The organism is Enterococcus sp. DIV0901a, from assembly GCF_051711525.1.
Classification (GTDB): Bacteria; Bacillota; Bacilli; order Lactobacillales; family Enterococcaceae; genus Enterococcus_B; species Enterococcus_B faecium.
Genome location: NZ_JBIOMW010000001.1, coordinates 2,454,664 through 2,480,000, shown reverse-complemented (window position 1 = coordinate 2,480,000; position 25,337 = coordinate 2,454,664). Strand labels below are relative to the sequence as shown.

Sequence of the window (25,337 nt, the reverse complement as noted above, 5' to 3'; positions counted from 1 at the left end):
TCAGTTGGTAGAGCATCTGACTTTTAATCAGAGGGTCACAGGTTCGAGCCCTGTACGGCTCATATTTTTGCGGGTGTGGCGGAATTGGCAGACGCACTAGATTTAGGATCTAGCGCCTTACGGCGTGGGGGTTCAAGTCCCTTCACCCGCATAATTTAAGTTTTACATGCCGGCTTAGCTCAGTTGGTAGAGCATCTGATTTGTAATCAGAGGGTCGAGGGTTCAAGTCCTTTAGCCGGCATCTTTAAACACGCGGAAATAGCTCAGTGGTAGAGCACCACCTTGCCAAGGTGGGGGTCGCGGGTTCGAACCCCGTTTTCCGCTTTGCCAAAGCAATCGCGCCGGGGTGGCGGAACTGGCAGACGCACAGGACTTAAAATCCTGCGGTGAGTGATCACCGTACCGGTTCGATTCCGGTCCTCGGCATTTCAAATATGCGCCCATAGCTCAACTGGATAGAGTGTTTGACTACGGATCAAAAGGTTAGGGGTTCGACTCCTCTTGGGCGCGTTAATTAAACGGGAAGTAGCTCAGCTTGGTAGAGCACTTGGTTTGGGACCAAGGGGTCGCAGGTTCGAATCCTGTCTTCCCGATAATTATAAATTTAAACACGGGGCCTTAGCTCAGCTGGGAGAGCGCCTGCTTTGCACGCAGGAGGTCAGCGGTTCGATCCCGCTAGGCTCCATTTCATTTAAATAATGAATATCTTTTTCGCGGTGTAGCTCAGCTGGCTAGAGCGTCCGGTTCATACCCGGGAGGTCGGGGGTTCGATCCCCTCCGCCGCGATTTTTAAGAGCCTGGACCTTTAGCTCAGTTGGTTAGAGCAGACGGCTCATAACCGTCCGGTCGTAGGTTCGAGTCCTACAAGGTCCATTGTGGCGTTGTAAGTTTCATATGGAGGATTACCCAAGTCCGGCTGAAGGGAACGGTCTTGAAAACCGTCAGGCGGGTAAAACCGTGCAAGGGTTCGAATCCCTTATCCTCCTTTTTCATATTATCGCGGGATGGAGCAGTCTGGTAGCTCGTCGGGCTCATAACCCGAAGGTCGTAGGTTCAAATCCTGCTCCCGCAATTAAAAACTAAAAACACTGGTTCCGTGGTGTAGGGGTTAACATGCCTGCCTGTCACGCAGGAGATCGCGGGTTCGATTCCCGTCGGAACCGCCATGCGGGTGTAGTTTAGTGGTAAAACCACAGCCTTCCAAGCTGTTGTCGCGAGTTCGATTCTCGTCACCCGCTTTTAGTTTTTTATGGGCCTATAGCTCAGCTGGTTAGAGCGCACGCCTGATAAGCGTGAGGTCGATGGTTCGAGTCCATTTAGGCCCATTAGTACAAAATCTTATTGGTTTTGGGGAAGTACTCAAGTGGCTGAAGAGGCGCCCCTGCTAAGGGTGTAGGTCGGGAAACCGGCGCGAGGGTTCAAATCCCTCCTTCTCCGTTTCAATATTTTGTTTTACCTGGCCCGTTGGTCAAGCGGTTAAGACACCGCCCTTTCACGGCGGTAACACGGGTTCGAATCCCGTACGGGTCATTAATTTAATATAGTTTTACATGGAGGATTACCCAAGTCCGGCTGAAGGGAACGGTCTTGAAAACCGTCAGGCGGGTAAAACCGTGCAAGGGTTCGAATCCCTTATCCTCCTTTTTCATATTATCGCGGGATGGAGCAGTCTGGTAGCTCGTCGGGCTCATAACCCGAAGGTCGTAGGTTCAAATCCTGCTCCCGCAATTAAAAACTAAAAACATTGGTTCCGTGGTGTAGGGGTTAACATGCCTGCCTGTCACGCAGGAGATCGCGGGTTCGATTCCCGTCGGAACCGTTTGGCTCGGTAGCTCAGTTGGTAGAGCAATGGATTGAAGCTCCATGTGTCGGCAGTTCGATTCTGTCCCGCGCCATTATGCGGGTGTAGTTTAGTGGTAAAACCACAGCCTTCCAAGCTGTTGTCGCGAGTTCGATTCTCGTCACCCGCTTTTAGTTTTTATGGGCCTATAGCTCAGCTGGTTAGAGCGCACGCCTGATAAGCGTGAGGTCGATGGTTCGAGTCCATTTAGGCCCATTTATTTTATTGGCCCGTTGGTCAAGCGGTTAAGACACCGCCCTTTCACGGCGGTAACACGGGTTCGAATCCCGTACGGGTCATGAAAGATACTTTTTGAGTATCTTTTTCTTTTTATCTGAAAGAATGATTTTAAAAAGCTTAGCAGAGTTATCTTTATGGATGATTGTGCTAAGCTTTTTTGGACAGTTCTAATGTAAAATATTTTTATATTTTTTAAGCAAAAAAATGAAAAAATACGAGCAGAAAACTGTTTTATCTGCTATACTTGGTTCGTTGCAAGTTCCCGAAAGGATCCGCAGGACGGAGATGCCTTGTAACCGACTTTAACTAGGGGGAATCATTATAATGGTAGAAAGACACTTATTTACATCAGAATCTGTTTCTGAAGGACATCCAGATAAAATTGCTGACCAAATCAGTGATGCAATCTTGGATGCAATTTTAAAACAAGATCCAACAGCACGAGTAGCGTGTGAAACGTCTGTAACAACTGGTCTTGTTTTAGTATTTGGAGAAATATCTACGACGGCATATGTAGATATTCAAAAAGTCGTACGGGAAACAATAAAAGAAATTGGTTATACACGTGCAAAATTCGGATTTGATGGAGATACAGCAGCTGTATTGGTTGCGATTGATGAACAATCTCCTGATATTGCTCAAGGAGTTGATGAAGCACTTGAGATCCGGGATGAAGATAAAAAAGACGTATTAGATGAGATTGGTGCTGGCGACCAAGGTTTAATGTTTGGGTTTGCTGTAGATGAAACACCAGAATTGATGCCTTTACCAATTGCTTTGAGTCATCGTCTGGTACGCCGCTTGGCAGATTTGCGTAAATCAAATGAATTAACGTATTTACGTCCAGATGCAAAATCTCAAGTAACGGTTGAATATGATGATCAAGGACAACCGGAACGCGTAGATACAATCGTTATTTCAACACAGCATGATGATGCAGTAGATAATGAAACAATTCGTCATGATGTCATCGAAAAAGTAGTGAAGGAAGTTATTCCAGCTGAATTATTAGATGATCAAACGAAATATTATATCAATCCGACTGGCCGATTTGTCATTGGTGGTCCTCAAGGGGATGCCGGATTAACAGGAAGAAAAATCATTGTTGATACGTATGGCGGTTATGCTCGTCATGGTGGCGGTGCTTTTTCTGGTAAAGATGCGACAAAAGTTGACCGTTCTGCCAGCTATGCTGCACGTTATATTGCTAAAAACATTGTTGCAGCAGGGCTTGCTCGCAAAGCAGAAGTACAGCTAGCTTATGCGATTGGTGTTGCTCAACCTGTTTCGATCTCAATCAATACTTTCGGTACTGGAACGGTTCCGGAAGAAGAACTGATTGCTGCAGTGAGAGAAAACTTCGATCTTCGGCCAGCAGGAATCATCGAGATGCTTGATTTGCGTCGTCCGATTTACAAACAAACAGCTGCTTACGGTCATTTTGGTCGTACAGATGTAGATTTGCCTTGGGAACATACGGACAAAGTAGATGCGTTGAAAGCAAGTTTAGCAAAATAAGTTATATTCAGCTGGAACGATCGCCAAGTGGTGGTTGTTCCAGCTTTTTTTATGGCAGTTAACCTCTTGAAAAAGATAGTAATTATTTATCTATTTTTAGATCCTGTCATAATGAAAGGGAGGAATAAGATGAAAAAAGAAACAAATGTTACTTTGGTCACAGTGAGTATTTTCATTGCAACGTTCATGACGGCTATTGAAGGTACAATCGTAACAACCGCTATGCCAACGATTGTCGGTTCATTACATGGAATGGAAATCATGAACTGGGTATTTTCGATTTATTTACTGACAAACGCTATGCTTACTCCGATTTACGGAAAACTTGCGGATAAAGTGGGACGGAAACCAATCTTTATTTTTGGGACATTATTGTTTATTATCGGTTCGTTATTTTGCGGTTTATCTCAAAGCATGATTGGGTTGATTGCTGCTCGTGCGATTCAAGGGATGGGTGCTGGGGCAATGATGCCAGTAGCTTTGACGATCATCGGCGATCTTTATTCTATTGAAAAGCGAGCAAAAGTTTTAGGTTTGAATAGTTCAGCCTGGGGGATTGCCAGTGTTTTTGGACCGCTTGCGGGAGGATTCATCGTTGAAACGATCAGCTGGCACTGGATCTTTTTTATCAATGTGCCGATCGGTATTCTATTAATTATTTTGATTTGGCTATATTTAAATGAACCAAAAATCATACATGAGTCTAAACCAATGGATATTTTTGGTAGTTTTAGTTTGATGGCTATGCTGGTCTCATTGCTGTTAGGGTTCCAATTATTAGGAGACGAGGGAATGAGTCCGCTTGTTTCTGCTTTGTTGCTAGGCAGTATCGTACTGTTGGGTGTTTTTATTTTTGCTGAAAAAAGAGCTAAAGATCCTGTCATCATGATGCATTTATTCAAAAATCCACTATTTGTTGTGGTAAACTTGGCTGCAGCATTGGCTAGTGGTTTTTTGATGGGAATCGATGTTTATATTCCTATGTGGATGCAAGGTGTATTAGGACTGAATGCAGCAATTGGTGGGTTGGTATTAGCACCATTATCACTAGTCTGGATGGTCGGTTCTTTCCTTGCAAGCAAGTGGATGACTCAAATGAAAACTCATTGGGTCTTGAGAATTGGACTACTAATCGCAGCTATTGGGGGCGCTTGGTTGTATCTTATGCCTTTCAGAAGTAACTATTTATGGTTTTTTGCTATATCAACGGTCATCGGTATAGGCTTAGGTGTGACCATGACTACCTCGACTGTCAGTGCACAAAATAGTGTATCTCGTGACCAGCTTGGTGTAGCAACTTCTTTTAATACGTTAGTTCGAACAATTGGTCAAACAGTCATGGTTTCTATTTTTGGTTTATTGATAAATGGGGTAACTAAACGAGAACTTGCAGCAGCAAATTTAACAAATGATGCAGATATCATGAATAAACTGGTGAATCCACAAACGGCTAAATATATTGATGCGGATATTTTGTTACCATTAAGAAAAATTCTTTATGATGGGTTACATTCCGTTTATCTAGTTGGCTTGTTACTCGTGATCATTGCTTTGGTCTTAACGCTTTTCGTTCATGAAAAAAGTGGTAAAATAAAACAGTAGTTTCGGTTAAGATATGTACGTAGCCGAATCATTCAAATTTAAAGTTATTCAAAAATAACTTCTTACTAAGGAAGGCGAAAATATGGCATTTATTCAAGCAAATATTTATTCGAATGTGTTAGAAATGGAAGTCAATCTAAATGTGATACTACCGCAAACAACAAAAAAGGTGATTGGCACCAGTTCAGAGCAAGAGACAACGGATATACCTGTTTTATATTTACTTCATGGAATGGGTGGCAATCATAGTGTATGGGAAAGACGTACGTCGATTGAACGTTATGTAGCAGACTACGGATTAGCTGTCATCATGCCATCTACTGATCTTGGCTGGTACACAGATACAGTTTATGACATGAAGTATTGGACATTCATTGCAGAAGAGCTACCTGAGATTTGTCATGAATTATTCCCGCAATTAACAAGAAAAAGAGAAAAAACATATGCCGCTGGATTATCGATGGGCGGATATGGCGCGTTAAAACTAGGCCTTGCAAAATCAGAAAATTTCGCAGCAGTAATCTCTCTTTCAGGCGCTGTTTCTGTAGGAAATCGAATGGATGATCTTTTGATGGTTCGTAAAGCAGCTTTTTGGGAAGGGATTTTTGGACCATTGGATCAAATCGAAGGTTCAAAAAATGATCCGCAATACTTATTGAAAGAACTAGTAAAAAGCGGAAAACCAGTTCCAAGATTTTATATGGCTTGTGGGGAATCTGATTTTCTTTATCAGGCAAATCAGGAAATGGTATCTGCTATGCAGGAACAAGGCTTGGCGGTCACCTTTGAACAAGGACCTGGCGATCATAACTGGATCTTCTGGGACCAATGGATTCAACGTGCATTGGCGTGGCTAATGGAAGAAAAATAAAAAAAGAGTCTTAAAAAGATAGCTCCTATAGAGATCACAAACATAGTGATCTCTATAGGAGCTTTTTTACTGCTTGTTTCCTCTTCTTTTATTTTGTTGGCATAAGCCTTCAATATAGGTTTGTGCACTCGTTAGAAAGAGTGCTTTTTCATTCAATTCTGCATGGGACTGCATACTTTCTTTAAATCCCTCTAATTGATTTTCAACTACATAATTACGCATAAATAGAACTGTTTCTTTCAAAAATTCATTTCCGTCCATAATTTTTTGTCGAAGCTGCTGTTCATGCTGCTGATCCATTAACTGTCCAATCAATAAATTGTGGAGAGAGGCAATGGCCTGATGACTTTGGGTGACTGAAAATCCTTCACGAACAAGTAATTGGATCATTTGCTCCAAATGTTCTAATCGACTCGGAAAAGCGGGCACAGTATTGATTTCTAATTCTGCCCCACAAGGGAAACGTGTATAAAGGTCATAGTAATTTTCCATATACTGCAGCAACTGTTCATTCCAAGGCAAAGTTGGATCTGGAAGCGCTAATTCTTCTTCCATTGTTTCAGCCATTTTTTGCAAGAGCTGTTGTTTGTTTTTGAAATACCAATATAAAGCAGGTGCTTGAACATGAATTCTGTTTGCGATGTTTCGCATGGAAAGCTGCGAAAGAGCTTGTGTTTCAGCCAGGATATCAAAGGCGGCCTGAATGATGATTGCTTGAGAAAGCTTTATTTCCATTTTATCAACCTCGTGTATTGCATTATCTTTTTAAACATGGTAAATTGTTAGTCGGTCTAATTTTACAGTGTTAAATTAGTCCTGTCAATTTAAACAAAGGGGTGTAATCAACGAATGAAATTAATCTTACGACATGCGAAAAAATATAAAGTAGCTGTTTTTATTTCCTTGCTGTCCGTAGCAGTCATGGTTGCAGCAGCATTATGGCAACCTAAGTTACTACAGCAAGTATTGGAAGCTATTATTACAGAAGATAATGATGAAATGAAAACAATTGGTATTTACCTGATCAGTCTGGCTTTGCTAGGATTAGCCGCAGGTGTAACGAACACGATTTTCTCTGCAAAAGTAGCTCAAGGCGTAAGTGCAGATATCCGAGAAGAAGCATTTCGAAAGATCCAGACATTTTCATTTGGAAATATCGAACAGTTCTCTGCTGGAAATCTTGTTGTTCGTCTAACAAATGATATCACGCAAATCCAAAATTTAGTGATGATTTCTTTGCAATCACTTTTTCGAATTCCATTCTTATTTATTGGTGCCTTCATTTTAGCTATGATCACGATGCCGCAATTATGGTGGATCATCGTAGCGCTTATCGTTACGGTATTTCTGATTACGGCACTTTCATTTACAAGGATGGGCAAGCACTTCATGATCATTCAAAAACTGATTGATCGTGTGAATAGCATTGCAAAAGAAAACTTACTAGGGATTCGTGTAGTGAAATCTTTTGTACAAGAAGAAAACCAATTGAAGTCATTCAGCAAAGTAAGTGAGGACTTAACAAAACACAACATCATAGTCGGTACATTATTTTCTGTGATGATCCCGTCCTTCATGCTGGCTGCCAATTTGGCTGTGGTTGGGGCGATCTTTTTTGTGAGCGATCTTGTTAAAGATGATCCTACGTTAATTGGTGGAATTGCTTCATTCATGAACTACTTGATGCAGATTATGATGGCAATCATTATTGGCGGAATGATGATGATGATGACTTCAAGAGCAGCCGTATCCCTGAAGCGGATTGCGGAAATTTTAGATGCTGAACCAGATCTTACTTATTTAGACGTTCCAGAACAAGAGTTGACGGGTTCTGTCACTTTTGACCATGTTTCTTTTCGTTATCCTGGTGAGGATACAGATACGCTTAAAGATATCAGCTTTTCTATCAAACCTGGAGAAATGGTTGGTATCGTCGGGGCGACTGGTGCCGGGAAGTCAACACTAGCACAATTGATCCCTCGTCTATTTGATCCGACAGAAGGCAAAGTTGAAGTAGGTGGTGTAGATCTTCGTCAAGTAAATGAAAAGAGTTTAAGACAAACGGTTTCCTTTGTTTTGCAAAAAGCAATTTTATTCTCAGGAACGATTGCTCAAAACTTGCGTCAAGGGAAAAAGAATGCAACAGAAAAAGAGATGGAACATGCTTCTTCTATTGCTCAAGCAAAAGAATTCATCGAAAAGTTATCTGATCGTTACGAAGCACCAGTAGAAGAACGTAGCAGTAACTTTTCTGGTGGTCAAAAGCAACGTTTATCCATTACTCGTGGCGTTATCGGTAATCCAAAGATCTTGATCCTAGATGACAGTACGAGTGCACTGGATGCTCGCTCTGAAAAGCTGGTCCGAGAAGCACTCGATCGAGATTTGAAGGGAACAACGACGATTGTCATCGCACAAAAAATTGCTTCTGTTGTCAAAGCAGACCGCATCTTAGTATTGGATGAAGGCAGATTAGTCGGCGAAGGAACCCATGAGGAATTGGTAGCTGGAAACCGTGTCTATCAGGAAATCTTTGAAACTCAAAAAGGAACGGAGGAGTAAGTATGACTGATCTAATAAAAGCAAGTAAATTTTTCTATCACTATTTGAAGCGGTACAAACTCTCCTTTTTCTTTATCTTTATCACAGTGATCATTGCTACCTATCTACAAGTAAAGGCACCTCAATACATCGGGGAAGCTTTTCAAGAATTAGCTAATTACGTAGGAGGCTTGATGCAAGGCGTAGACGATAAAAGCAAATTTGTTTCTGTAATATGGAAACTCTTGCTGTTTTATGTACTAGCTAGTGCAGCCAACTTTATCTATAGTATTTTGTTCACACAAGTAGTAGGGAAGTCAACGAACCGAATGCGTATCGGTCTATTCAACAAATTGGAAAAATTGACGATCCGTTTCTTTGATTCTCATCAAGACGGTGAAATTTTAAGTCGTTTTACCAGTGACTTAGATAATATTCAAAATAGTTTGAACCAAGCTTTGCTTCAAGTCATCACGAATGCTGTTTTACTTGTCGGGATCTTGATCATGATGTTCCGCCAAAATGTAGAGTTAGCTTGGGCTACAATTGCTTCAACTCCAGTAGCCGTTTTGATAGCTGTCTTGATTATCCGCAAAGCACGGAAATATGTGGATCTTCAGCAAGATGAAGTGGGGAAACTAAATGGTTATATGGATGAAAAAATCAGCGGACAACGTGTCATCATCACAAATGGCTTACAAGAAGAAACGATTGAAGGATTCTTAGAGCATAATCAAAGTGTTCGCGAAGCAACCTTCAAAGGACAAGCTTATTCTGGTCTACTATTTCCGATGATGCAAGGAATGTCACTGGTCAATACAGCGATAGTTATCTTTTTCGGCGGCTGGTTAGCATTAAATGGTGATTTGGAACGTTCGGTGGCATTAGGCTTAGTTGTGACATTCGTCCAGTATTCACAACAATATTACCAACCACTGATGCAGATTTCATCTGGATACAGCATGATCCAATTAGCGATTACAGGGGCAAGACGATTGAATGAAATGTTTGATGAAAAAGATGAAGTCAAACCAGAAAACGGTAAAGCATTTGATGGTGTTGAAAAAGGTCTTGCGTTGCAGCACGTAGATTTTGGTTATTCTCCAGAAAAACTAGTCTTGAAAGATGTCTCGATCAATGTGGACAAAGGAGAAATGGTTGCTCTTGTTGGTCCAACAGGATCGGGGAAAACGACGATCATGAATCTGCTAAACCGTTTTTACGATGTCAATGATGGTTCAGTAGTCATCGATGGAATAGATATCCGAGATTATGATCTTGATGCATTACGTAGACATGTAGGAATCGTTTTGCAAGAATCTGTATTGTTCTCCGGAACGATCAAAGACAATATCACATTCGGCAAACCGGACGCTTCAGATGAAGAAGTCATCAATGCAGCAAAACAAGCGAATATTCATGACTTCATCATGACGTTAGAAAAAGGTTATGATACAGAGATATCCGAAGAAAATAACTTATTCAGTACAGGTCAAAAGCAGTTGATCAGTATTGCTCGAACGATCATCACAAATCCATCTTTATTGATTTTGGATGAAGCAACAAGTAATGTAGACACGGTAACAGAAGCAAGGATCCAAAAAGCAATGGATGAAGCAATCAAAGGAAGAACCAGCTTTGTGATTGCTCACCGGCTGAAAACAATCTTGAATGCAGATAGAATCGTTGTCTTGCGTGATGGGGAAGTCATTGAAGAAGGCAGTCATCACGAGTTATTAGCAGAAAATGGATTTTATGCGGAACTTTATCATAATCAATTTGTATTTGAATAAAGAGGTTGTGAAAAAGCTGTCCTGCATCAAGTAATAAGAACAGCCAATCAAAAACAGCTTCTCATGTTTTTGATTTGGTTGGACTTATTACCGCAGATATAAGCTTTTGAGCACCGTGAATAAAGAGGTTATGAAATCAACGCCTTAACCTGAGTATTAGAGAAAAAAACGCAAAACATATCATTTATGTTTTGCGTTTTTTATTTATCTTTTTTTCTCAATACAATATAAAATAGGCGGCTGGTTCTTTTGGTTGATAAACCGATAATTCAGCACATTATATGTTTCCTGTGGCAGTTTGGAACAAAAAGAATCAACCATATCCAGTTCTTTTTCTCCACCTTCATGACCATAGTAGACGACAAGGATCAATCGTCCGCGAGGCACAAGTCGTTTCAATATTTCTTCCATAGCTGTGCGTGTAGTCTCTGGCATAGTGATGATTGCTTTATCACTTTTTGGGAGATACCCTAGATTGAAAATCCCTGCTTTGAGATTTTGTTGTTCAGCTATCACTTCTCCTAACGTTTCGTGGCCTTGTAGAAACAATGAGACACGTTCTTCTAACTGACGCTGTTCTAGCCTTTCACGAGTAGCATCGATTGCTTGTTGCTGGATATCGAAACTATAGACATGACCAGTTTTTCCGATGTGTTCTGCTAGAAAAACCGTATCGTGGCCATTGCCCATCGTTGCATCTACGACGTGATCCCCTGGTTGCAAGATTTCTTGCAGTAATGTATGGCTGAAATGCAAAGCAGTTTGCAACATCAGACGCTCACCTTTTTCCGTACATCATATTTTCCTTGGAAGCTATCTCTGCGAAGAAGTTCTTCATCAATTGCATTCAAGACTTCCCATTTTTTCAAGCTCCACATTGGTCCAATCAAGGAATCCCACGGCGCATCCCCTGTCAAACGATGGATGATGATCTCTTTTGGTATCATTTCCAGCTGGTCGCAAATGACATTGACATAGTCAGGACGGCTCATTAATTGAAGGCGACCTTCATGATAGTCCCGCAACATTCTCGTTTTGCGCATCAGATGCATCAAATGGAGCTTGATTCCTTGGATATCTGAATCTAAAATGGTGCGTCTGACATTTTCTTTCATCATTTCTAAACTTTCGCCTGGTAATCCGTTGATCAAATGAGTACAAACACGGATATTATGTTTGCGTAATTTAGCCACGCCATCTAAATAAGTTTGATAATCATGTGCTCGGTTGATCAGTTTTGAAGTTTCTTCAAAAGTTGTTTGCAATCCAAGTTCTACCCATAAATACATCCGCTCGTTCAGTTCAGCAAGGTAATCAACTACTTCATCTGGCAGACAATCCGGTCGTGTACCGACTGATAATCCTACGACACCTGGTAAATTGACTACTTGCTCAAATCGTTCTTTGATTATTTCAACTGGCGCATGGGTGTTTGTAAAATTTTGGAAATAAACGATGTATTGTTGGACATGAGGCCATTTTTGATGCATCATGTCGATTTCTTTCTGGAATTGGATTGGAAGAGGGTCTTCAGGTGCAACGATCATGTCACCCGAACCAGATACACTGCAAAAAGTACATCCGCCATGGGCAACAGTCCCATCTCGATTCGGGCAGTCGAACCCTCCATCGATAGGCACCTTGAAAATTTTCCCGCCAAACTCATTTCGTAAAGCGTAATTCCAAGAATGATATCTTTTATTTCCTTCTGAATAAGGAAAAGTCATTAAAAGTCCTTCTTTCTGTAAGAGTTATCTATTTGTTTTCTTTTTTCTCTATACACTGGATAAGTCAGGCACAGCCAAGAAAGACTGAGTAAGTAGCCGCCGATGATATCAGTAGGAAAATGAACGCCCAGATAAATGCGGCTTATCCCGACACTTACTATAATAAACACCATCAGCAATTGAAGCAATGTGCGTAAGGTTCTTTTTTGAACAAAAGCTGGAAGCAGAAATAGTAAAGAACCGTAAAGAATCATACTGCCTGCTGCATGTCCACTAGGGAAACTGTAACTTGTTTCAACTACTAAGTGCGCCAATGAAGGACGCTCTCGCATGAAAAATAGTTTGATCACCGGGTTGATGATTCCAGCAATTACAATAAATCCAGAAACGAACCAAAATGTTTCTGCCCTTTTTTTCTTATACCACATCCATAAAGCCGCACAAGCAAATAAAATGATGACGGTAAGAGGATTACCGAATTTAGTCATAAAGAGTTGGTAGCTGTTCAGATCAGGATAAGAAGCTCTGACAATGCCTGTAAACCACTGATCGAAACCAGAAAGCCACGACAGATGGAACTTTACGATCCAGCCCAAAATGAAAAACAGGACAAGAAAGAAGCTACCAGCCACCTGAAATGATGTTTTATATTTCATACAATTCCTCCTTTGAAGCAATGACTTATTATAGCATTTTTGGTCCAGCGAAAAAAACGGTAAAGAGATAAAACCAATGTATGATTCCTCTTTGAATAACCAATATTCTTATAAAAAAAATAACTGTAATCGGAAAGACATTTTTTGGTAATGCAAATGAAATGTTAGGGAAATAAAATCAGTGTTTTTCGAAATCCTTTTAAACAAGAACGTAGACGTAGGAAGAACTTGAAAATGAACAGAAGTTGTTCATTACGGTAAATTACAATATGATTACAAAAAACAACAAAGCTCTTAAATAACTTTTAATAAATATTAAGAGAAGTTATAATTATTAATAATAGATAAATTGAAGTTGGAGGATAGAAGATGGAAAACATTGCAAGAAAAGAACGGAGACGTTTAGAACAGACCAAACGTTTTCGAAAAGCAAAACGAGGGGCAGCAATCGTGGGAACTGCGATGGTAGGCTGTTCTGTCGCTGCCCCATTAGTACAGCCGGTTCCTGTTCAAGCGGATGAAACACCTGTTCAGTTCGGCGCAAGAATCAATACAGCGGCATTTATCACAGAAATTGCTACTTATGCTCAACCAATCGCTCAAGCCAACGATCTATATGCATCAGTGATGATCGCACAAGCAGTTGTAGAAAGCGGTTGGGGCAGTAGTGCGTTATCTCAAGCACCTTATTATAATCTTTTTGGGATAAAAGGCAGCTATCAAGGACAAACCGTCTACATGGATACGCTTGAATTTTTAAATAATCAATGGGTAAATAAAAAGGAGCCTTTCCGACAATATCCTTCTTTTGCTGAATCTTTCAATGACAATGCCTATGTACTTAGAAATACTTCATTTGGCAACGGTTATTACTATGCCGGTACTTGGAAGAGCAACACGAAATCCTATACAGATGCGACAGCTTGTTTGACAGGGCGTTATGCGACTGATCCTGGTTACGCAGGCAAATTAAATAATATCATCGCAACTTACGGATTGACCCAATATGATACACCAGCTAGCGGAAACGCAGGCGGTGGAGCGACTACAGGTGGCAATAATACTGGAAGTACAGGTAGTACTGGCGGTTCAAGCAATTCTGGTAATACAAACTCAGGTTCAGCAACTTCGACCACTTATACTGTCCAATCTGGTGATTCTGTTTGGGGAATCTCAAATAAATTCGGTATCACAATGGATCAATTGATCCAATGGAACAACATCCAAAACAATTTCATTTATCCAGGACAAAAACTGACAATCAAAGGTAGCCAGGAAAATGGCTCTTCGACGAATAATTCCGGTAACAATACCAATTCTTCAGGAAATGCTGGTACATCAAACGGAGGACAAACAACTGGTGCGAAATACACTGTTCAATCTGGTGATTCTGTTTGGAAGATCTCAAATGATCACGGAATTACGATGGCTCAATTGATTGAATGGAACAATATCAAGAACAATTTCGTTTATCCAGGACAACAGCTAATCGTATCAAATGGCGGTTCTTCTAATGCTGGAGCAAATACTGGCTCAAATACTGGGAATACAAGTGGCTCTAGTTCGTCCAGCTCAAGTTCTTCTAATACAGCTTCAGGAACGAAATATACAGTTAAAGCCGGAGACTCTGTTTGGAGCGTCTCAAATAAATACGGAATTACGATGGCTCAGCTAATCCAATGGAACAATATCCAAAATAACTTTATCTACCCAGGACAACAACTGACTGTTTCAAACAGTGGATCAACAAACAGCACGTCAGGTAATACAGGTTCGTCAACCAATACAAATAACAGCAGTTCAGTTAATACTGGCAGCAGTTCGTCTCAAGGCACTTATACCGTGAAAGCAGGTGAATCTGTTTGGAGCGTGGCAAATAAAAACGGCATCACGATGGATCAGTTAATCGAATGGAATAATATCAAAAACAACTTCATTTATCCAGGACAGCAATTGATCGTTAAAGGTGGAACTTCGGCAAATACAAATACAGGTTCAACTACTTCTGCAGCGAAACCAAATACACCGAATACGTCTGCTACGACAAGTACATCATCCACTGGTAATACGATGTATACCGTGAAAGCGGGCGAGTCAGTTTGGAGCGTAGCGAACAAACATCATATCACGATGGATCAGTTAATCGAATGGAATAATATCAAAAATAATTTCATCTATCCAGGACAGCAAGTGATTGTGAAGAAAGGTTCATCTCAATCAACAAACCAACAATCAGTTACTGGTTCGAAAACCTATACTGTGAAATCTGGAGAATCTGTTTGGAGTGTTGCTGACAGTCATGGAATTACAATGGCTCAACTAATCGAATGGAACAATATTAAGAACAACTTTATTTATCCAGGTCAAACGTTGATTGTAGCTAAATAAAATAGCTGTTCGAAGAAATAACGATTGAATTCCACAAAAATATTTGTTACTATAAGGCTACTTAAATATGACAACACTTGAAAAGGAAGTAGTAAAAAGACTGAAGTTTCAGAGAGCGCATGGCTGGTGAGAATGTGCACGGATGCTTTTGAACTCGCCTTTGAGTTGCCCTTGCTGAATACCCGAGTAAGCAAGCGGCGGTGACGGCCGTTACAACGTTCGAGGCCTTTTCACTAAGGTAAAATTAGGTGGTACCGCGTAGATTACGTCCTATAAAAAGAGCAATCTTTTTATAGGATTTTTTTATTTCTTTTGTGAAGTTTGAGAAAACAAAGCAAAAGGAAATAAAAATAAACAGATTCTGCCGGTTTTTTCGTTATATTTATAATAGAAACAAGTGTTTTCAATAGAACAGGAGGACAGCAAATGAGTTACAATCATAAAGAAATTGAGAAAAAATGGCAAAAATACTGGGCAAAAACGAATACTTTCAACACCCATGATGATCCTGAAAAGCCAAAATTTTACGCACTGGATATGTTTCCCTATCCATCCGGTCAAGGGCTACATGTAGGGCATCCTGAAGGTTATACGGCAACGGATATCCTTTCACGTGTGAAAAGAAGTCAAGGATACAACGTACTGCATCCAATGGGGTGGGATGCATTCGGTCTGCCTGCTGAACAATATGCGCTAGATACAGGAAACGATCCGGCTGAGTTTACCCAAAAAAATATCGAAACATTCCGACGCCAAATCAATTCTTTAGGATTTAGTTATGACTGGAATCGCGAAGTGAATACAACTGATCCGGAGTATTATAAATGGACACAATGGATCTTTACGAAGCTTTATGAAAAAGGTCTAGCTTATGAAGCAGAAGTAGCGGTAAACTGGGTACCTGAATTAGGAACAGTTATTTCAAATGAAGAAGTGATCGATGGGAAAAGTGAACGTGGTGGCTATGATGTAGTCAGAAAACCAATGCGCCAATGGATGCTGAAAATCACTGCTTATGCTGATCGCTTATTGGATGATCTAGAATTAGTTGATTGGCCAGAAAGCATTAAAGAAATGCAAAGAAATTGGATCGGTCGTTCAGTAGGAGCAAATATTGAATTTAAAGTGGCTGGTACGGATAAATCCTATACCGTATTTACGACACGACCAGATACTCTATTCGGTGCAACTTACTCGGTTCTTGCACCTGAACTAGATCTTGTTAGAGAAATTACGACCCCTGAACAAAAAGCTGCTGTAGAAGCTTATATCGAAGAGACAGCTAAAAAATCAGATCTAAAGAGAACGGATCTTGCAAAAGAAAAAACAGGAGTATTTACTGGTGCTTATGCAATCAATCCAGTTAATGGCAAGGAAATCCCAATCTGGATCGCCGATTATGTATTATCTTCATACGGCACAGGAGCCATCATGGCTGTTCCAGCACATGATGAACGTGACTTTGAATTCGCTCAAACTTTCGGACTAGAAATTCTTCCAGTTATCGAAGGTGGAGATGTTGAAAAAGCTGCTTACACAGAAGATGGTACGCACATCAACTCTGAATTTCTAGACGGCATGAACAAACAAGAAGCAATCGATAAAATGAATGAATGGCTAGAAGAAAATGGCGTAGGGAAAAAAGAAGTCAGCTATCGCTTACGTGACTGGCTATTCTCCCGTCAACGTTACTGGGGTGAACCAATCCCAATCATCCATTGGGAGGACGGAACAGTCACAGCTGTCCCAGAAGAAGAGCTACCATTACGGTTGCCTAAGACAAAAAACATCAAGCCAAGCGGTACTGGAGAATCTCCATTAGCAAATATCGAGGAGTGGGTCAATGTCGTTGATCCTGTAACAGGTAAAAAAGGCCGTCGCGAAACGAATACAATGCCACAATGGGCAGGAAGCTCATGGTATTACCTGCGTTATATCGACCCTCATAACAAAAAAGAACTAGCAGATTATGAAAAGTTGAAGCGTTGGCTACCAGTTGACATCTACATTGGTGGAGCAGAACATGCGGTACTTCATTTACTATATGCACGATTCTGGCATAAATTCTTATACGATATCGGTGTTGTTCCTACAAAAGAACCATTCCAAAAACTATACAATCAAGGAATGATCTTAGGCGAAAACAACGAAAAAATGTCAAAATCTCGTGGTAATGTAGTCAATCCTGATGATGTGGTCGAAACTTACGGTGCAGATACACTGCGCATGTACGAAATGTTCATGGGGCCATTAGATGCTTCGATTGCTTGGAGCGAAAATGGCTTAGAAGGAAGCCGTAAATTCTTGGATCGTGTATGGCGTTTGATCGTTGATGAGAACAATAAAATGCGTGACCGTATCACTACATTGAATGATGGCAAGCTTGATAAAGTGTATCATCAAACAGTGAAAAAAGTGACAGAAGACTATGAAAATCTTCATTTCAATACAGCAATCTCCCAATTGATGGTCTTTATCAATGAAGCCTATAAAGTGGACGCTCTGCCTTATGAATATATCGAAGGATTTGTTCAACTACTCGCACCGATTGCTCCTCACATGGGTGAAGAACTATGGGCAATCCTTGGAAATGATGGTGGTATTTCTTACGCACCATGGCCAACATACGATGAAGCAGCACTTGTTGAAGACGAAGTAGAAGTTGTTTTCCAAGTAAACGGTAAAGTTCGTGCGAAAAGCAATGTTCCCCGAGACTTAGGAAAAGATGAGCTAGAAAAAGCAGCATTAGCCAATGAAATAGTGCAAGAATATATTGAAGGCAAAACAGTCAGAAAAGTTATTGCGGTACCAAACAAGTTAGTCAATATCGTTGCTAATTAATTGGCTCTTTGTCAATAAGGACTGATGAGTTGTGCAAAATCAAATCTGGGCCAGAATGAACTTCATTCTGTCTCAGATTTTTTGTTATTTCAAATTGATTAATTGATTGATCAAAAAAGTTTTGATTTTCATGTTCTCAAACACGTTCAATGTCTTTTTCTTCTGAATGGTCTTGTAAGAGATCTCTGTAATCATCAAATTTTTGTCTATTAATCTTAGTATTTTTTGATGTATAAACTACCTGAAATTGAGAGTACATACCAAATTCATAAATTTTTTATTAGTGGGACTAGTGATTGTATGGATTTTGACGCATAATGAATGAAGTATGAGAAAAGGAGAGACAAATGGATCAAGAACTATTTATTATCGAAGTATTATCAGCTAAACAAAAAATTATCGAGAAAGCGAAAAAAAGAGCGAAAAGAATAATGTTCAAGCTTTTAAGCTTAGTATTTTTCTCTGGTTTGCTTTTTTTCGGAGCTGTATCGTTCCTATATCGCCATATGAGTGCAGTAGTCCGTTCAGCTGAAGGGATGGAAAAATTAAATAATTTGTATCACTTTTCGTGGGGAGTTGGCGGAATAACAATTGTTGTGCTTATTGTTTTTCTTCTACTTATTTGGCTCCGTTACCATCAATTGTCGCGTCATTTCGATCAATGGCTTAGTCAAAGAGCACAACAGTTTTTACATAATAAACCAACTTCTCAAGATGATGACTATCTTTATTTTGAGAAGACTTCGACGAGTCAAGCTTTTCGGATACAAAAAAGTGATTGCCAGTTATTGCTGAGATCACTTGATGATTTACCTGTCTACTTAGGCGAAAGCAAATCAAAATTCGGAATGAACACATTCCATATTTTTTTACTAGAAAACGAACCCAGATGGGAAAAAAGCCAGTCTTCGCCTGGTGGATACCTGACAACTAAGATGAGTACATTAGTCACTGGTTTTTTCCTCATTCTTTTAGCTGGAACAATCTATTATGGGAGATACACTCAGCCAAAAATGTCTTCTCATATAAATGCTGCTTCTCACATGACAATGAACTCAACTAACGATACGCATATACAAAAGACAAATGAAGGGTTGTTAGCTGATCCTAAGCAAAAGGTAAATTTGACAACACAAAAGATAAATGATCTCAAACTTGATACAGAGACGCACTCTCTCTATATGACAACAGATAGTGGTGCTAATTGGGTATTTGTGCCGATTGATTCGCAATGGTTGCGTTTTGGCGAATACACCCTGACAACGGGGCTGATTCCTGAAGGTTATTGGATGGATAACACATATGATATTTCCGCCGATTTCTCATGGTTTATCTATTCTTCTGGGGATGATGTACGTCTGCTGACTTCAAGAGATAATGGTAAAACATGGCAAACGTCTATTATCACCCAATCAGTTCAGCCGATACGTTATCGAAAAGCGGTATTTTATGGCAACGATGGTCTATTTATCTGTACATCAGCCAGTGGGATGTCTGCAGAAACTTTGTACATTTACACTACTATGGATGGCGGAATCACTTGGATAAAAAGTGGAAGTACAATGATCAATCAGCCAGTACAAAATGTCAGCTTCGTTACAACTTCTTTAGGTTTTGTTTCGACACGTGAAAGTTTGTTTTATACAAATAACGGAGGACGCTCATTCAAAGAATCAGTTCTGTCGATTCCGGAAAACTATCAGACAGGGGGGATAGATCTTTTTCAATCACCAAATGAAGTTACTCAAATAAGCGCGAATACGTTAGAGACAAAATTTTATTTGTTGAAAAAAGGACCAATCGATGCAGGGAAAATGTTTGCCTGCCTCTTCCGTTCAACTGATAACGGGGAAACATGGCAATTCGTTCAGCAACTATCGCAAGTAGAACAAGGAGATTAAAGAAGAGAGATTGTGAGCCTGACGTTCAGCTCCGAGTCACAAGAAACAAATTCAAAAAACAGCTTCTCATATTTGTTGAATAGTGTAACTCGTGATTCGGAGTTGACAAGAGCAACAAGAAGCGATTTTGAAGAATAGCTTCCCGTATTTTACAAGATCGTGTCTTATTGCCGATAGGTTGTCTCTTGAACACCGTTTATTCGTAAAAAGGGATTGTGACAAGTCTTTTGTCACTACTTACCGAACGAAACTGAAGGAGCTATCCAAAAAGTATCATTAGTATTATTCTTTGTGTTTCTAGTGGCACCACTAGTACATTTAAAAAAGCTATCGATCATGGACTAATCATACATGATCGATAGCTTTTTAGATAATGTTTGTTACGCTATCTGAAATTGACTATTATAAAGACTGGCATAAAGCGTTGGTGATTGGAGTAGTTCAGAATGTGTTCCTTTTTCGACGATATCGCCATTCTTCATTACAAGGATCATGTCTGCATTTTCAATCGTTGACAAACGGTGTGCAATCACAAAACTTGTCCTATCTTTTGTCACAGCTTCCATTGCTTGCTGAATCAATGCTTCTGTTCGTGTATCTACGCTAGAAGTTGCTTCATCTAAAATAACGACAGGAGGATTCGCTAGAATGACTCGAGCAATTGTCAATAATTGTTGCTGTCCTTGAGATAACGTGCCGTTTTCGCTAGAAATGATCGTATCATATCCGTCTGGCAGTGTTCGAATAAAGTGATCACATTGTGCGATTTCAGCCGCTTCGATAATTTGTTCTCTTGTGGCATCCATTTTCCCGTAGGCGATATTATCAGCTACCGTTCCTTCAAACAGCCAGGTATTTTGTAAAACCATCCCAAAAGAACGACGTAGTTCTCCACGTGAAAGCTTGGTAATATCAAGACCGTCGAATTCGATCTTTCCTTTATTCAGTTCATAAAAACGCATCAGCAGATTGACTAAAGTCGTTTTTCCTGCACCAGTGGGACCAACGATCGCTACCGTTTGTTTTGGCTTTACTGAAAAATCGACTTGATTCATCAATATTTTATCTGATGTGTAACCAAACTGTACATTTTTGAAAGCTATTTTTCCTTTCGGTTGTTCTAAAAGTCTTGCATCTGGAAGGTCTGGAATTTCATCTGTTTCATCTAATATCTCAAATATCCTATCGATTGCTGCCATTGCGGATTGGATCGAGTTGATCACATAAGAAGCGGTAGAAATTGGTTCAGAAATCTGATTGATGTACTGAAGATAAGCTTGTAAGAAGCCGATCGTCACACCACCTGATAGAACAAGCATAGCACCGAATACCGCACTTATGATGAAGGCGAGTTGATTAATGAAACGAATGGCCGGATAGATAGCAAAGTTCATAAATTGAGCACGTTTAAAAGCGTTGTATTGCTTTTTATTTACTTCGTGTATAGCAGCTTCTGCATGAGCTTGCTGATTGAATGTTTTGACCACTAGATTACCAGCTAAGATTTCTTCCATTCGATTATTTAAAACACCCAGTTCATACTGATTCTGTTCAGAAATCTGTTTGTTTTTGTTCGCAATCTTAGTTGTAACAATTGAACTGCCAACGATCAGCAATAAGACGAGCAAAGTAAGCTTGCTTTCGATATAAAACAGCATCAGACCGGCAGCAGCTATTGTTACGACAGAAGTAAAAAATTGATTGATACCTGTCAATAACACTTGAGAAAGTTGATTGAGACCGGTAGTTGTCCGACTAATGATGTCACCTACTTGATGATTGTCAAAAAACGACATCGGTAATGTTTTGAATTTTTTTGTGATTTCTTTTCGCACCCTCAATGTGATCTTTTCGCTTAACGCTGCCATTGTCCGTTCCTGAATAAATGAAGTGATGCTGCTTAAGACTGAACAGCCGATCAGCAATAAGACAGGGAACAACAATGCTTGTTTGATATCACTGAAAGAAAGCTGTCCAATACCTGTTTTTCTTATTTCTGATAAGAGATCATCGATCCCGATTCCCATGATCAAGGGCATGGCTACGACTAATAGGTTCCCGAATAAACTGCATAGAAACAATCCGTAAAAATATTTATGTTCAGGTTTGATCATTTTCCAAAAACGTATCAAAGCACGCGTGTTCAACGTTTTTTTCTTTTCCATCGTATCCCTTCTTTCTATATTCCTTGTGATTTTGCAAACTCCTGATAAGTTTGGCAATTAGACAGTAGTTCTTCATGAGTACCTTGTCCAACGATTTTTCCTTCATCTAAAACAATGATGTTATCTGCTTGTTGGATCGTACTGAGGCGTTGAGCAACAATCACGAGAGTTTTCTCCGACATGTGTTTATGAAGGGCTGCTCTTAATGCTGCATCTGTTTTATAGTCTAAAGCGGAGAAACTATCATCGAATACATAGATCTCTGCTGGTTTGATCAACGCTCGAGCAATACATATCCGCTGTTTCTGGCCACCTGAATAATTAGAACCGCCTTGAGCAACAAAGCTGTCCAATCCGTCAGGAAGGGTGTCCACTAGTTCTTCTAATTGAGCGATCTTGATCGCTTTAGACAACTCTTCTGTTGAGGCATATTCATTTCCCATCTGCAAGTTGCTTAAAATTGTCCCGCTGAATAAGAAAGCCTTCTGAGGGACATAACTGATGTGGGAGCGGATCTGTTCTTGAGTCATTTGAGTAAGAGGAATACCACCAAGGGTTACTTTTCCTATCGTAGGGTCACTAAGTCTCAAGAGAAGTTTCGCCAAACTACTTTTTCCAGATCCGGTCCCGCCAACGATCGCTGTTGTTTTTCCTTTAGGTATTGTGAAATCAATATCTTCTAGAACTGGATCAGAGGTTTCAGTATATTTAAATGTGACATGTTCAAAAGCAGCTGCATTTGTCTGATCAAAGGTTGGTTCAGCCACTGTTTTGATCGTCTCTTCCTCAATTTCGATCTCTGCTTGCAGTATTTCTTCTATCCGTCGTAATGAGGCAAACGATTTAGGGATAATGACCAATACCATAGCTGCGATCATCAAGTAAGCAAGTGTCAGCATAGAGTATTCGACTACAGCAGTCACGACACCGATTTGTAATGCTCCTTCTGCCACAAGATTTCCGCCAAACCACAAAATAGAAGCATAAACGATTCCCATGAGCAAAAAAGCAATTGGAGTGACCCAAGCAAATATTCGGTTCACTTTGATCATTTGATTAGCATAGTCAGCAAAGCTCTTATTCGTTCGCTTTTCTTCATATGATTGATTATCAAAGGCACGGATCATATTAATCCCAGTAAAGAATTCTCTCAATGTGATGGTGATCCGATCCATTTTTGGCTGGATACTCAAAGATAAAGGTGCCCCTCGTTTCATCAGTCGATAAACAATCCATACATAAAAAACAACAGAGATCAATGTAACCCATGTTAGTAATAGAGAATAACGAAACATCATGAGAATGGTGAAAACGCAAATAACCGGTGCTGGTAAGATCATTTGGCAAAATAAAACAATCATTTGCTGGACATTATCGACATCATTCGTCATTCTTGTCAAAAGAGATCCAGAACTAAAACGACTGATATCCTTCATTGACAGCTGTTGGAATTTACGGAAATATTTCTCCCGCGTTTGGAATCCAAACCTAGCGGAAGCCAATGCTGAAAAGTAACTAGAGGCAACTGCAGCGATTGTTCCTAGAAACGCTACAAGCAGCATTTCAACTCCGATTTTTTTTATAACTGAGGCTTCGCCACTTGCTATACCTGTGTCGATCAGCTTTGCTACTAATTTTGGTACACCTAATGTACCGGCGATTTGTAAACAGATCATCACAAAGGTAAGGAGAGCGAGTCCTTTGTTTTTCTGTAAGAATGTTTTTAAGATAGACATATTATTCCTCCTTTTTTCCTGATACTTTTCGATTCTATACCTTCAAGTAACTTGAAGGTCAATAGAAAAAAGAATAAACTGGAAAAGAGGTGAGAAAAAATGAAAAAAATGTATACGATTGGCCAAGTATCGGAACTATTTGATTTGCCAAAATCAACGATCCGCTATTGGGATGAACAAGGATTAATCCGTTCAAGTAGACAAGAAGAGAATGATTATCGATTGTTTGATATCGATGATATTTTTATGCTTTATGATATCGTTTTTTATAGAAAATTAGATATACCGATCAAACAGATGAAGAATTTATATGGAAAAACATTGACGGAGTTATATGAGACACTTGATGAAACAGAAAGAAGAATCCATAAAGAACTGGTGGTGATGAAACAAAAACAAAAAGAGATAAGGGCGCGAAAAAAACAGTTGAAATTGATGATCGATACAAACGAGGAAGAATTTCCTGTAGAAGAGATCCCTTTTGACTGTATGATCTCAACGGAGTTTGAAGATATTGTGGAAATCAAAAAATTTCTACCTAACTATTCAAGCTTTGGGATGATGAGTATGCCAGCTTCCAGTTCACAGACGATGTATGGATTTTTTATCGACCCTAGTGAAGTACATTTATTTACTCAAGACGTGATTTGGGAGAAAAAAGATACGGCTGTTTATCGTCGATTCTTATTGAAATCCGAGATGAACCATGCGGAACGTAATAATATTTTAGAAATCAGAGAAAGAATGTATGAAAAAGGATGGAAAACAGGAGAAGTGATCGGCCAGTATCTATTGACGAATACGGATGAAAACAATATCAGAACTGAATATTATCATGCATGGATAGAAATGAAAAAATAGGAAATATGTGTTTAAGATAACTCGGAAATGATGGTTGTTTTAGTTATAAAGAAAAATTTTCTGGTTCGATTACGGGTTTAATGTGGGGGATTATTAGTCGTGGATAGATAGAATTTTAGTTTTTTAGAGGAAATATGTCTTTAAAAATGGAACAGTTGCAATTCTTAGCGATATATACGATGTAATTGTCCTCTTAAAAAAGTATGGAAAAATAATTGTATTGGGTGTTATGTATAATTCATGGTGAACTGAGACTAATGAGAAGAAAAATTCATATTGTTATGAGTGAGATTGTATCAGATGAGAATGATAAATTAAATAGGTGCATAAAAGCATTACACTTAAAATACATTGTTGCTTACATTATTACAATATGTTAATAAGGCAAAAATAAATAGATGGATTGAATAAACATATTTTTTAATCAAATAGTCCCTACTGTGACTTTCCTCAGCTATCGGTGATACTACCGATAGCATTTTTTTTGCTTATAAAATAATTATAAGTATTTAGAGATTTTTCTTCTAACATTCTTCAAACAAGAAAAATCACAAAGGTTATTGTTATTTTTTGATATTCTTTTTAAGAATGATTATTTTTTTATAGAAATTTTAAAAAATAAAACACGTTATTGATGGATAGTTAGTTTGTTATTTG

General features: G+C 39.5%; 15 protein-coding genes, 24 tRNA genes, 1 riboswitch and 1 other annotated feature (1 of these 41 running past the window's edge). Of the genes, 33 read left to right on the top strand and 6 right to left on the bottom strand.

Annotated elements, in window-relative coordinates:
• The 27 genes from IGL70_RS11960 to IGL70_RS11830 form a co-directional block, all read left to right on the top strand.
• A tRNA-Lys gene (locus tag IGL70_RS11960) sits at positions 1-62 on the top strand (it extends 11 nt beyond the left edge of the window).
• Positions 63-69: 7 nt separating this feature from the next.
• Positions 70-151, top strand: a tRNA-Leu gene (locus IGL70_RS11955).
• A 17-nt stretch (positions 152-168) separates the two neighbouring features.
• Positions 169-241 (top strand) — tRNA-Thr (locus tag IGL70_RS11950).
• An 11-nt stretch (positions 242-252) separates the two neighbouring features.
• Positions 253-324, top strand: a tRNA-Gly gene (locus IGL70_RS11945).
• Positions 325-340: 16 nt separating this feature from the next.
• Positions 341-426: transfer RNA gene (locus tag IGL70_RS11940), tRNA-Leu, on the top strand.
• A 10-nt stretch (positions 427-436) separates the two neighbouring features.
• Positions 437-510 (top strand) — tRNA-Arg (locus tag IGL70_RS11935).
• Between the two features lie 9 nt (positions 511-519).
• A tRNA-Pro gene (locus tag IGL70_RS11930) sits at positions 520-593 on the top strand.
• Positions 594-612: 19 nt separating this feature from the next.
• A tRNA-Ala gene (locus IGL70_RS11925) sits at positions 613-685 on the top strand.
• A 27-nt stretch (positions 686-712) separates the two neighbouring features.
• Positions 713-786 (top strand) — tRNA-Met (locus tag IGL70_RS11920).
• A 13-nt stretch (positions 787-799) separates the two neighbouring features.
• Positions 800-873 (top strand) — tRNA-Ile (locus IGL70_RS11915).
• A 23-nt stretch (positions 874-896) separates the two neighbouring features.
• A tRNA-Ser gene (locus IGL70_RS11910) sits at positions 897-986 on the top strand.
• Between the two features lie 12 nt (positions 987-998).
• A tRNA-Met gene (locus IGL70_RS11905) sits at positions 999-1,072 on the top strand.
• Between the two features lie 18 nt (positions 1,073-1,090).
• Positions 1,091-1,166 (top strand) — tRNA-Asp (locus IGL70_RS11900).
• Between the two features lies 1 nt (position 1,167).
• A tRNA-Gly gene (locus IGL70_RS11895) sits at positions 1,168-1,238 on the top strand.
• 13 nt (positions 1,239-1,251) lie between these two features.
• Positions 1,252-1,325 (top strand) — tRNA-Ile (locus IGL70_RS11890).
• Positions 1,326-1,349: 24 nt separating this feature from the next.
• Positions 1,350-1,437: transfer RNA gene (locus tag IGL70_RS11885), tRNA-Ser, on the top strand.
• A 21-nt stretch (positions 1,438-1,458) separates the two neighbouring features.
• Positions 1,459-1,530, top strand: a tRNA-Glu gene (locus IGL70_RS11880).
• A 22-nt stretch (positions 1,531-1,552) separates the two neighbouring features.
• Positions 1,553-1,642: transfer RNA gene (locus tag IGL70_RS11875), tRNA-Ser, on the top strand.
• Positions 1,643-1,654: 12 nt separating this feature from the next.
• A tRNA-Met gene (locus IGL70_RS11870) sits at positions 1,655-1,728 on the top strand.
• 18 nt (positions 1,729-1,746) lie between these two features.
• A tRNA-Asp gene (locus tag IGL70_RS11865) sits at positions 1,747-1,819 on the top strand.
• 3 nt (positions 1,820-1,822) lie between these two features.
• A tRNA-Phe gene (locus IGL70_RS11860) sits at positions 1,823-1,895 on the top strand.
• A 4-nt stretch (positions 1,896-1,899) separates the two neighbouring features.
• A tRNA-Gly gene (locus tag IGL70_RS11855) sits at positions 1,900-1,970 on the top strand.
• 12 nt (positions 1,971-1,982) lie between these two features.
• Positions 1,983-2,056: transfer RNA gene (locus IGL70_RS11850), tRNA-Ile, on the top strand.
• 11 nt (positions 2,057-2,067) lie between these two features.
• A tRNA-Glu gene (locus IGL70_RS11845) sits at positions 2,068-2,139 on the top strand.
• A gap of 188 nt (positions 2,140-2,327) precedes the next feature.
• A riboswitch (SMK box riboswitch) is annotated at positions 2,328-2,407 on the top strand.
• The gene (gene metK, locus IGL70_RS11840; protein WP_002289731.1) at positions 2,405-3,598 is read left to right on the top strand and encodes a methionine adenosyltransferase; all 1,194 of its coding nucleotides are present in this window, start codon (positions 2,405-2,407) and stop codon (positions 3,596-3,598) included. (Overlaps the previous riboswitch by 3 nt.)
• Positions 3,599-3,727: 129 nt before the next feature.
• Positions 3,728-5,200 carry an MDR family MFS transporter gene (locus IGL70_RS11835; RefSeq protein WP_002318392.1) on the top strand — a complete coding sequence of 491 codons (1,473 nt, stop codon included), beginning with the start codon at positions 3,728-3,730 and terminating at the stop codon, positions 5,198-5,200.
• A gap of 82 nt (positions 5,201-5,282) precedes the next feature.
• Positions 5,283-6,071, top strand: a complete 789-nt coding sequence (locus IGL70_RS11830; RefSeq protein ID WP_002299077.1) for an alpha/beta hydrolase — start codon at positions 5,283-5,285, stop codon at positions 6,069-6,071.
• Positions 6,072-6,137: 66 nt separating this feature from the next.
• On the opposite strand, the gene IGL70_RS11825 is transcribed toward IGL70_RS11830, so the two are convergent.
• Complete coding sequence (locus IGL70_RS11825) at positions 6,138-6,806, bottom strand: TetR family transcriptional regulator (RefSeq protein WP_104873803.1); 669 nt, start codon at positions 6,804-6,806, stop codon at positions 6,138-6,140.
• A 114-nt stretch (positions 6,807-6,920) separates the two neighbouring features.
• Between IGL70_RS11825 and IGL70_RS11820 the strand changes: the two genes are divergently transcribed.
• Both IGL70_RS11820 and IGL70_RS11815 read left to right on the top strand, forming a co-directional pair.
• Positions 6,921-8,633, top strand: coding sequence for an ABC transporter ATP-binding protein (locus tag IGL70_RS11820; RefSeq protein WP_002318389.1), 1,713 nt, complete (start codon positions 6,921-6,923; stop codon positions 8,631-8,633).
• Between the two features lie 2 nt (positions 8,634-8,635).
• Entirely contained in the window at positions 8,636-10,405 is a 1,770-nt protein-coding gene (locus IGL70_RS11815; RefSeq protein ID WP_002318388.1) for an ABC transporter ATP-binding protein, read from the top strand.
• A 204-nt stretch (positions 10,406-10,609) separates the two neighbouring features.
• Here IGL70_RS11815 and IGL70_RS11810 read toward each other — a convergent pair whose 3' ends face one another.
• Genes IGL70_RS11810 through IGL70_RS11800 form a run of 3 tightly spaced genes read right to left on the bottom strand, consistent with a single transcriptional unit; the run spans position 10,610 to position 12,788 of the window.
• A complete protein-coding gene (locus IGL70_RS11810) occupies positions 10,610-11,176 on the bottom strand; it encodes a class I SAM-dependent methyltransferase (RefSeq protein ID WP_002285906.1) in 567 nt (188 codons plus the stop codon).
• Positions 11,176-12,132, bottom strand: coding sequence for a TIGR01212 family radical SAM protein (locus IGL70_RS11805; protein WP_002285909.1), 957 nt, complete (start codon positions 12,130-12,132; stop codon positions 11,176-11,178). Before IGL70_RS11805 ends, IGL70_RS11810 begins: the two co-directional genes overlap by 1 nt.
• Positions 12,132-12,788, bottom strand: coding sequence for a phosphatase PAP2 family protein (locus IGL70_RS11800; protein ID WP_002297384.1), 657 nt, complete (start codon positions 12,786-12,788; stop codon positions 12,132-12,134). The genes IGL70_RS11805 and IGL70_RS11800 overlap by 1 nt, the downstream gene beginning before the upstream one ends.
• A gap of 369 nt (positions 12,789-13,157) precedes the next feature.
• Between IGL70_RS11800 and IGL70_RS11795 the strand changes: the two genes are divergently transcribed.
• The 3 genes from IGL70_RS11795 to IGL70_RS11785 all read left to right on the top strand — a co-directional run bounded on the left by IGL70_RS11795 (position 13,158) and on the right by IGL70_RS11785 (position 19,918).
• Positions 13,158-15,176 carry a LysM peptidoglycan-binding domain-containing protein gene (locus tag IGL70_RS11795; RefSeq protein ID WP_002307949.1) on the top strand — a complete coding sequence of 673 codons (2,019 nt, stop codon included), beginning with the start codon at positions 13,158-13,160 and terminating at the stop codon, positions 15,174-15,176.
• A gap of 69 nt (positions 15,177-15,245) precedes the next feature.
• Positions 15,246-15,452: a binding site (T-box leader), on the top strand.
• A gap of 150 nt (positions 15,453-15,602) precedes the next feature.
• Positions 15,603-18,017 carry a leucine--tRNA ligase gene (gene leuS, locus IGL70_RS11790; RefSeq protein WP_002285916.1) on the top strand — a complete coding sequence of 805 codons (2,415 nt, stop codon included), beginning with the start codon at positions 15,603-15,605 and terminating at the stop codon, positions 18,015-18,017.
• A gap of 347 nt (positions 18,018-18,364) precedes the next feature.
• The gene (locus tag IGL70_RS11785; RefSeq protein WP_104873804.1) at positions 18,365-19,918 is read left to right on the top strand and encodes a WD40/YVTN/BNR-like repeat-containing protein; all 1,554 of its coding nucleotides are present in this window, start codon (positions 18,365-18,367) and stop codon (positions 19,916-19,918) included.
• Positions 19,919-20,298: 380 nt separating this feature from the next.
• Here IGL70_RS11785 and IGL70_RS11780 read toward each other — a convergent pair whose 3' ends face one another.
• Both IGL70_RS11780 and IGL70_RS11775 read right to left on the bottom strand, forming a co-directional pair.
• A complete protein-coding gene (locus IGL70_RS11780) occupies positions 20,299-22,083 on the bottom strand; it encodes an ABC transporter ATP-binding protein (RefSeq protein WP_002285918.1) in 1,785 nt (594 codons plus the stop codon).
• 14 nt (positions 22,084-22,097) lie between these two features.
• Positions 22,098-23,819, bottom strand: coding sequence for an ABC transporter ATP-binding protein (locus IGL70_RS11775; RefSeq protein ID WP_010727306.1), 1,722 nt, complete (start codon positions 23,817-23,819; stop codon positions 22,098-22,100).
• Positions 23,820-23,918: 99 nt separating this feature from the next.
• Here IGL70_RS11775 and IGL70_RS11770 point away from each other — a divergent pair, with 99 nt between their 5' ends.
• Positions 23,919-24,680, top strand: a complete 762-nt coding sequence (locus IGL70_RS11770; protein ID WP_002307953.1) for a MerR family transcriptional regulator — start codon at positions 23,919-23,921, stop codon at positions 24,678-24,680.
• The last annotated feature ends 657 nt before the right edge of the window (positions 24,681-25,337 follow it).

Bases quoted from the DNA above. Each gene is read 5' to 3' on its own strand.
- IGL70_RS11830 (WP_002299077.1), top strand. From the start codon at position 5,283: ATGGCATTTATTCAAGCAAATATTTATTCGAATGTGTTAGAAATGGAA.
- IGL70_RS11810 (WP_002285906.1), bottom strand. From the start codon at position 11,176: ATGTTGCAAACTGCTTTGCATTTCAGCCATACATTACTGCAAGAAATC.
- IGL70_RS11770 (WP_002307953.1), top strand. From the start codon at position 23,919: ATGAAAAAAATGTATACGATTGGCCAAGTATCGGAACTATTTGATTTG.
- IGL70_RS11815 (WP_002318388.1), top strand. From the start codon at position 8,636: ATGACTGATCTAATAAAAGCAAGTAAATTTTTCTATCACTATTTGAAG.
- IGL70_RS11800 (WP_002297384.1), bottom strand. From the start codon at position 12,788: ATGAAATATAAAACATCATTTCAGGTGGCTGGTAGCTTCTTTCTTGTC.
- IGL70_RS11805 (WP_002285909.1), bottom strand. From the start codon at position 12,132: ATGACTTTTCCTTATTCAGAAGGAAATAAAAGATATCATTCTTGGAAT.
- IGL70_RS11820 (WP_002318389.1), top strand. From the start codon at position 6,921: ATGAAATTAATCTTACGACATGCGAAAAAATATAAAGTAGCTGTTTTT.
- IGL70_RS11825 (WP_104873803.1), bottom strand. From the start codon at position 6,806: ATGGAAATAAAGCTTTCTCAAGCAATCATCATTCAGGCCGCCTTTGAT.
- metK (WP_002289731.1), top strand. From the start codon at position 2,405: ATGGTAGAAAGACACTTATTTACATCAGAATCTGTTTCTGAAGGACAT.
- leuS (WP_002285916.1), top strand. From the start codon at position 15,603: ATGAGTTACAATCATAAAGAAATTGAGAAAAAATGGCAAAAATACTGG.
- IGL70_RS11775 (WP_010727306.1), bottom strand. From the start codon at position 23,819: ATGTCTATCTTAAAAACATTCTTACAGAAAAACAAAGGACTCGCTCTC.
- IGL70_RS11785 (WP_104873804.1), top strand. From the start codon at position 18,365: ATGGATCAAGAACTATTTATTATCGAAGTATTATCAGCTAAACAAAAA.
- IGL70_RS11780 (WP_002285918.1), bottom strand. From the start codon at position 22,083: ATGGAAAAGAAAAAAACGTTGAACACGCGTGCTTTGATACGTTTTTGG.
- IGL70_RS11835 (WP_002318392.1), top strand. From the start codon at position 3,728: ATGAAAAAAGAAACAAATGTTACTTTGGTCACAGTGAGTATTTTCATT.
- IGL70_RS11795 (WP_002307949.1), top strand. From the start codon at position 13,158: ATGGAAAACATTGCAAGAAAAGAACGGAGACGTTTAGAACAGACCAAA.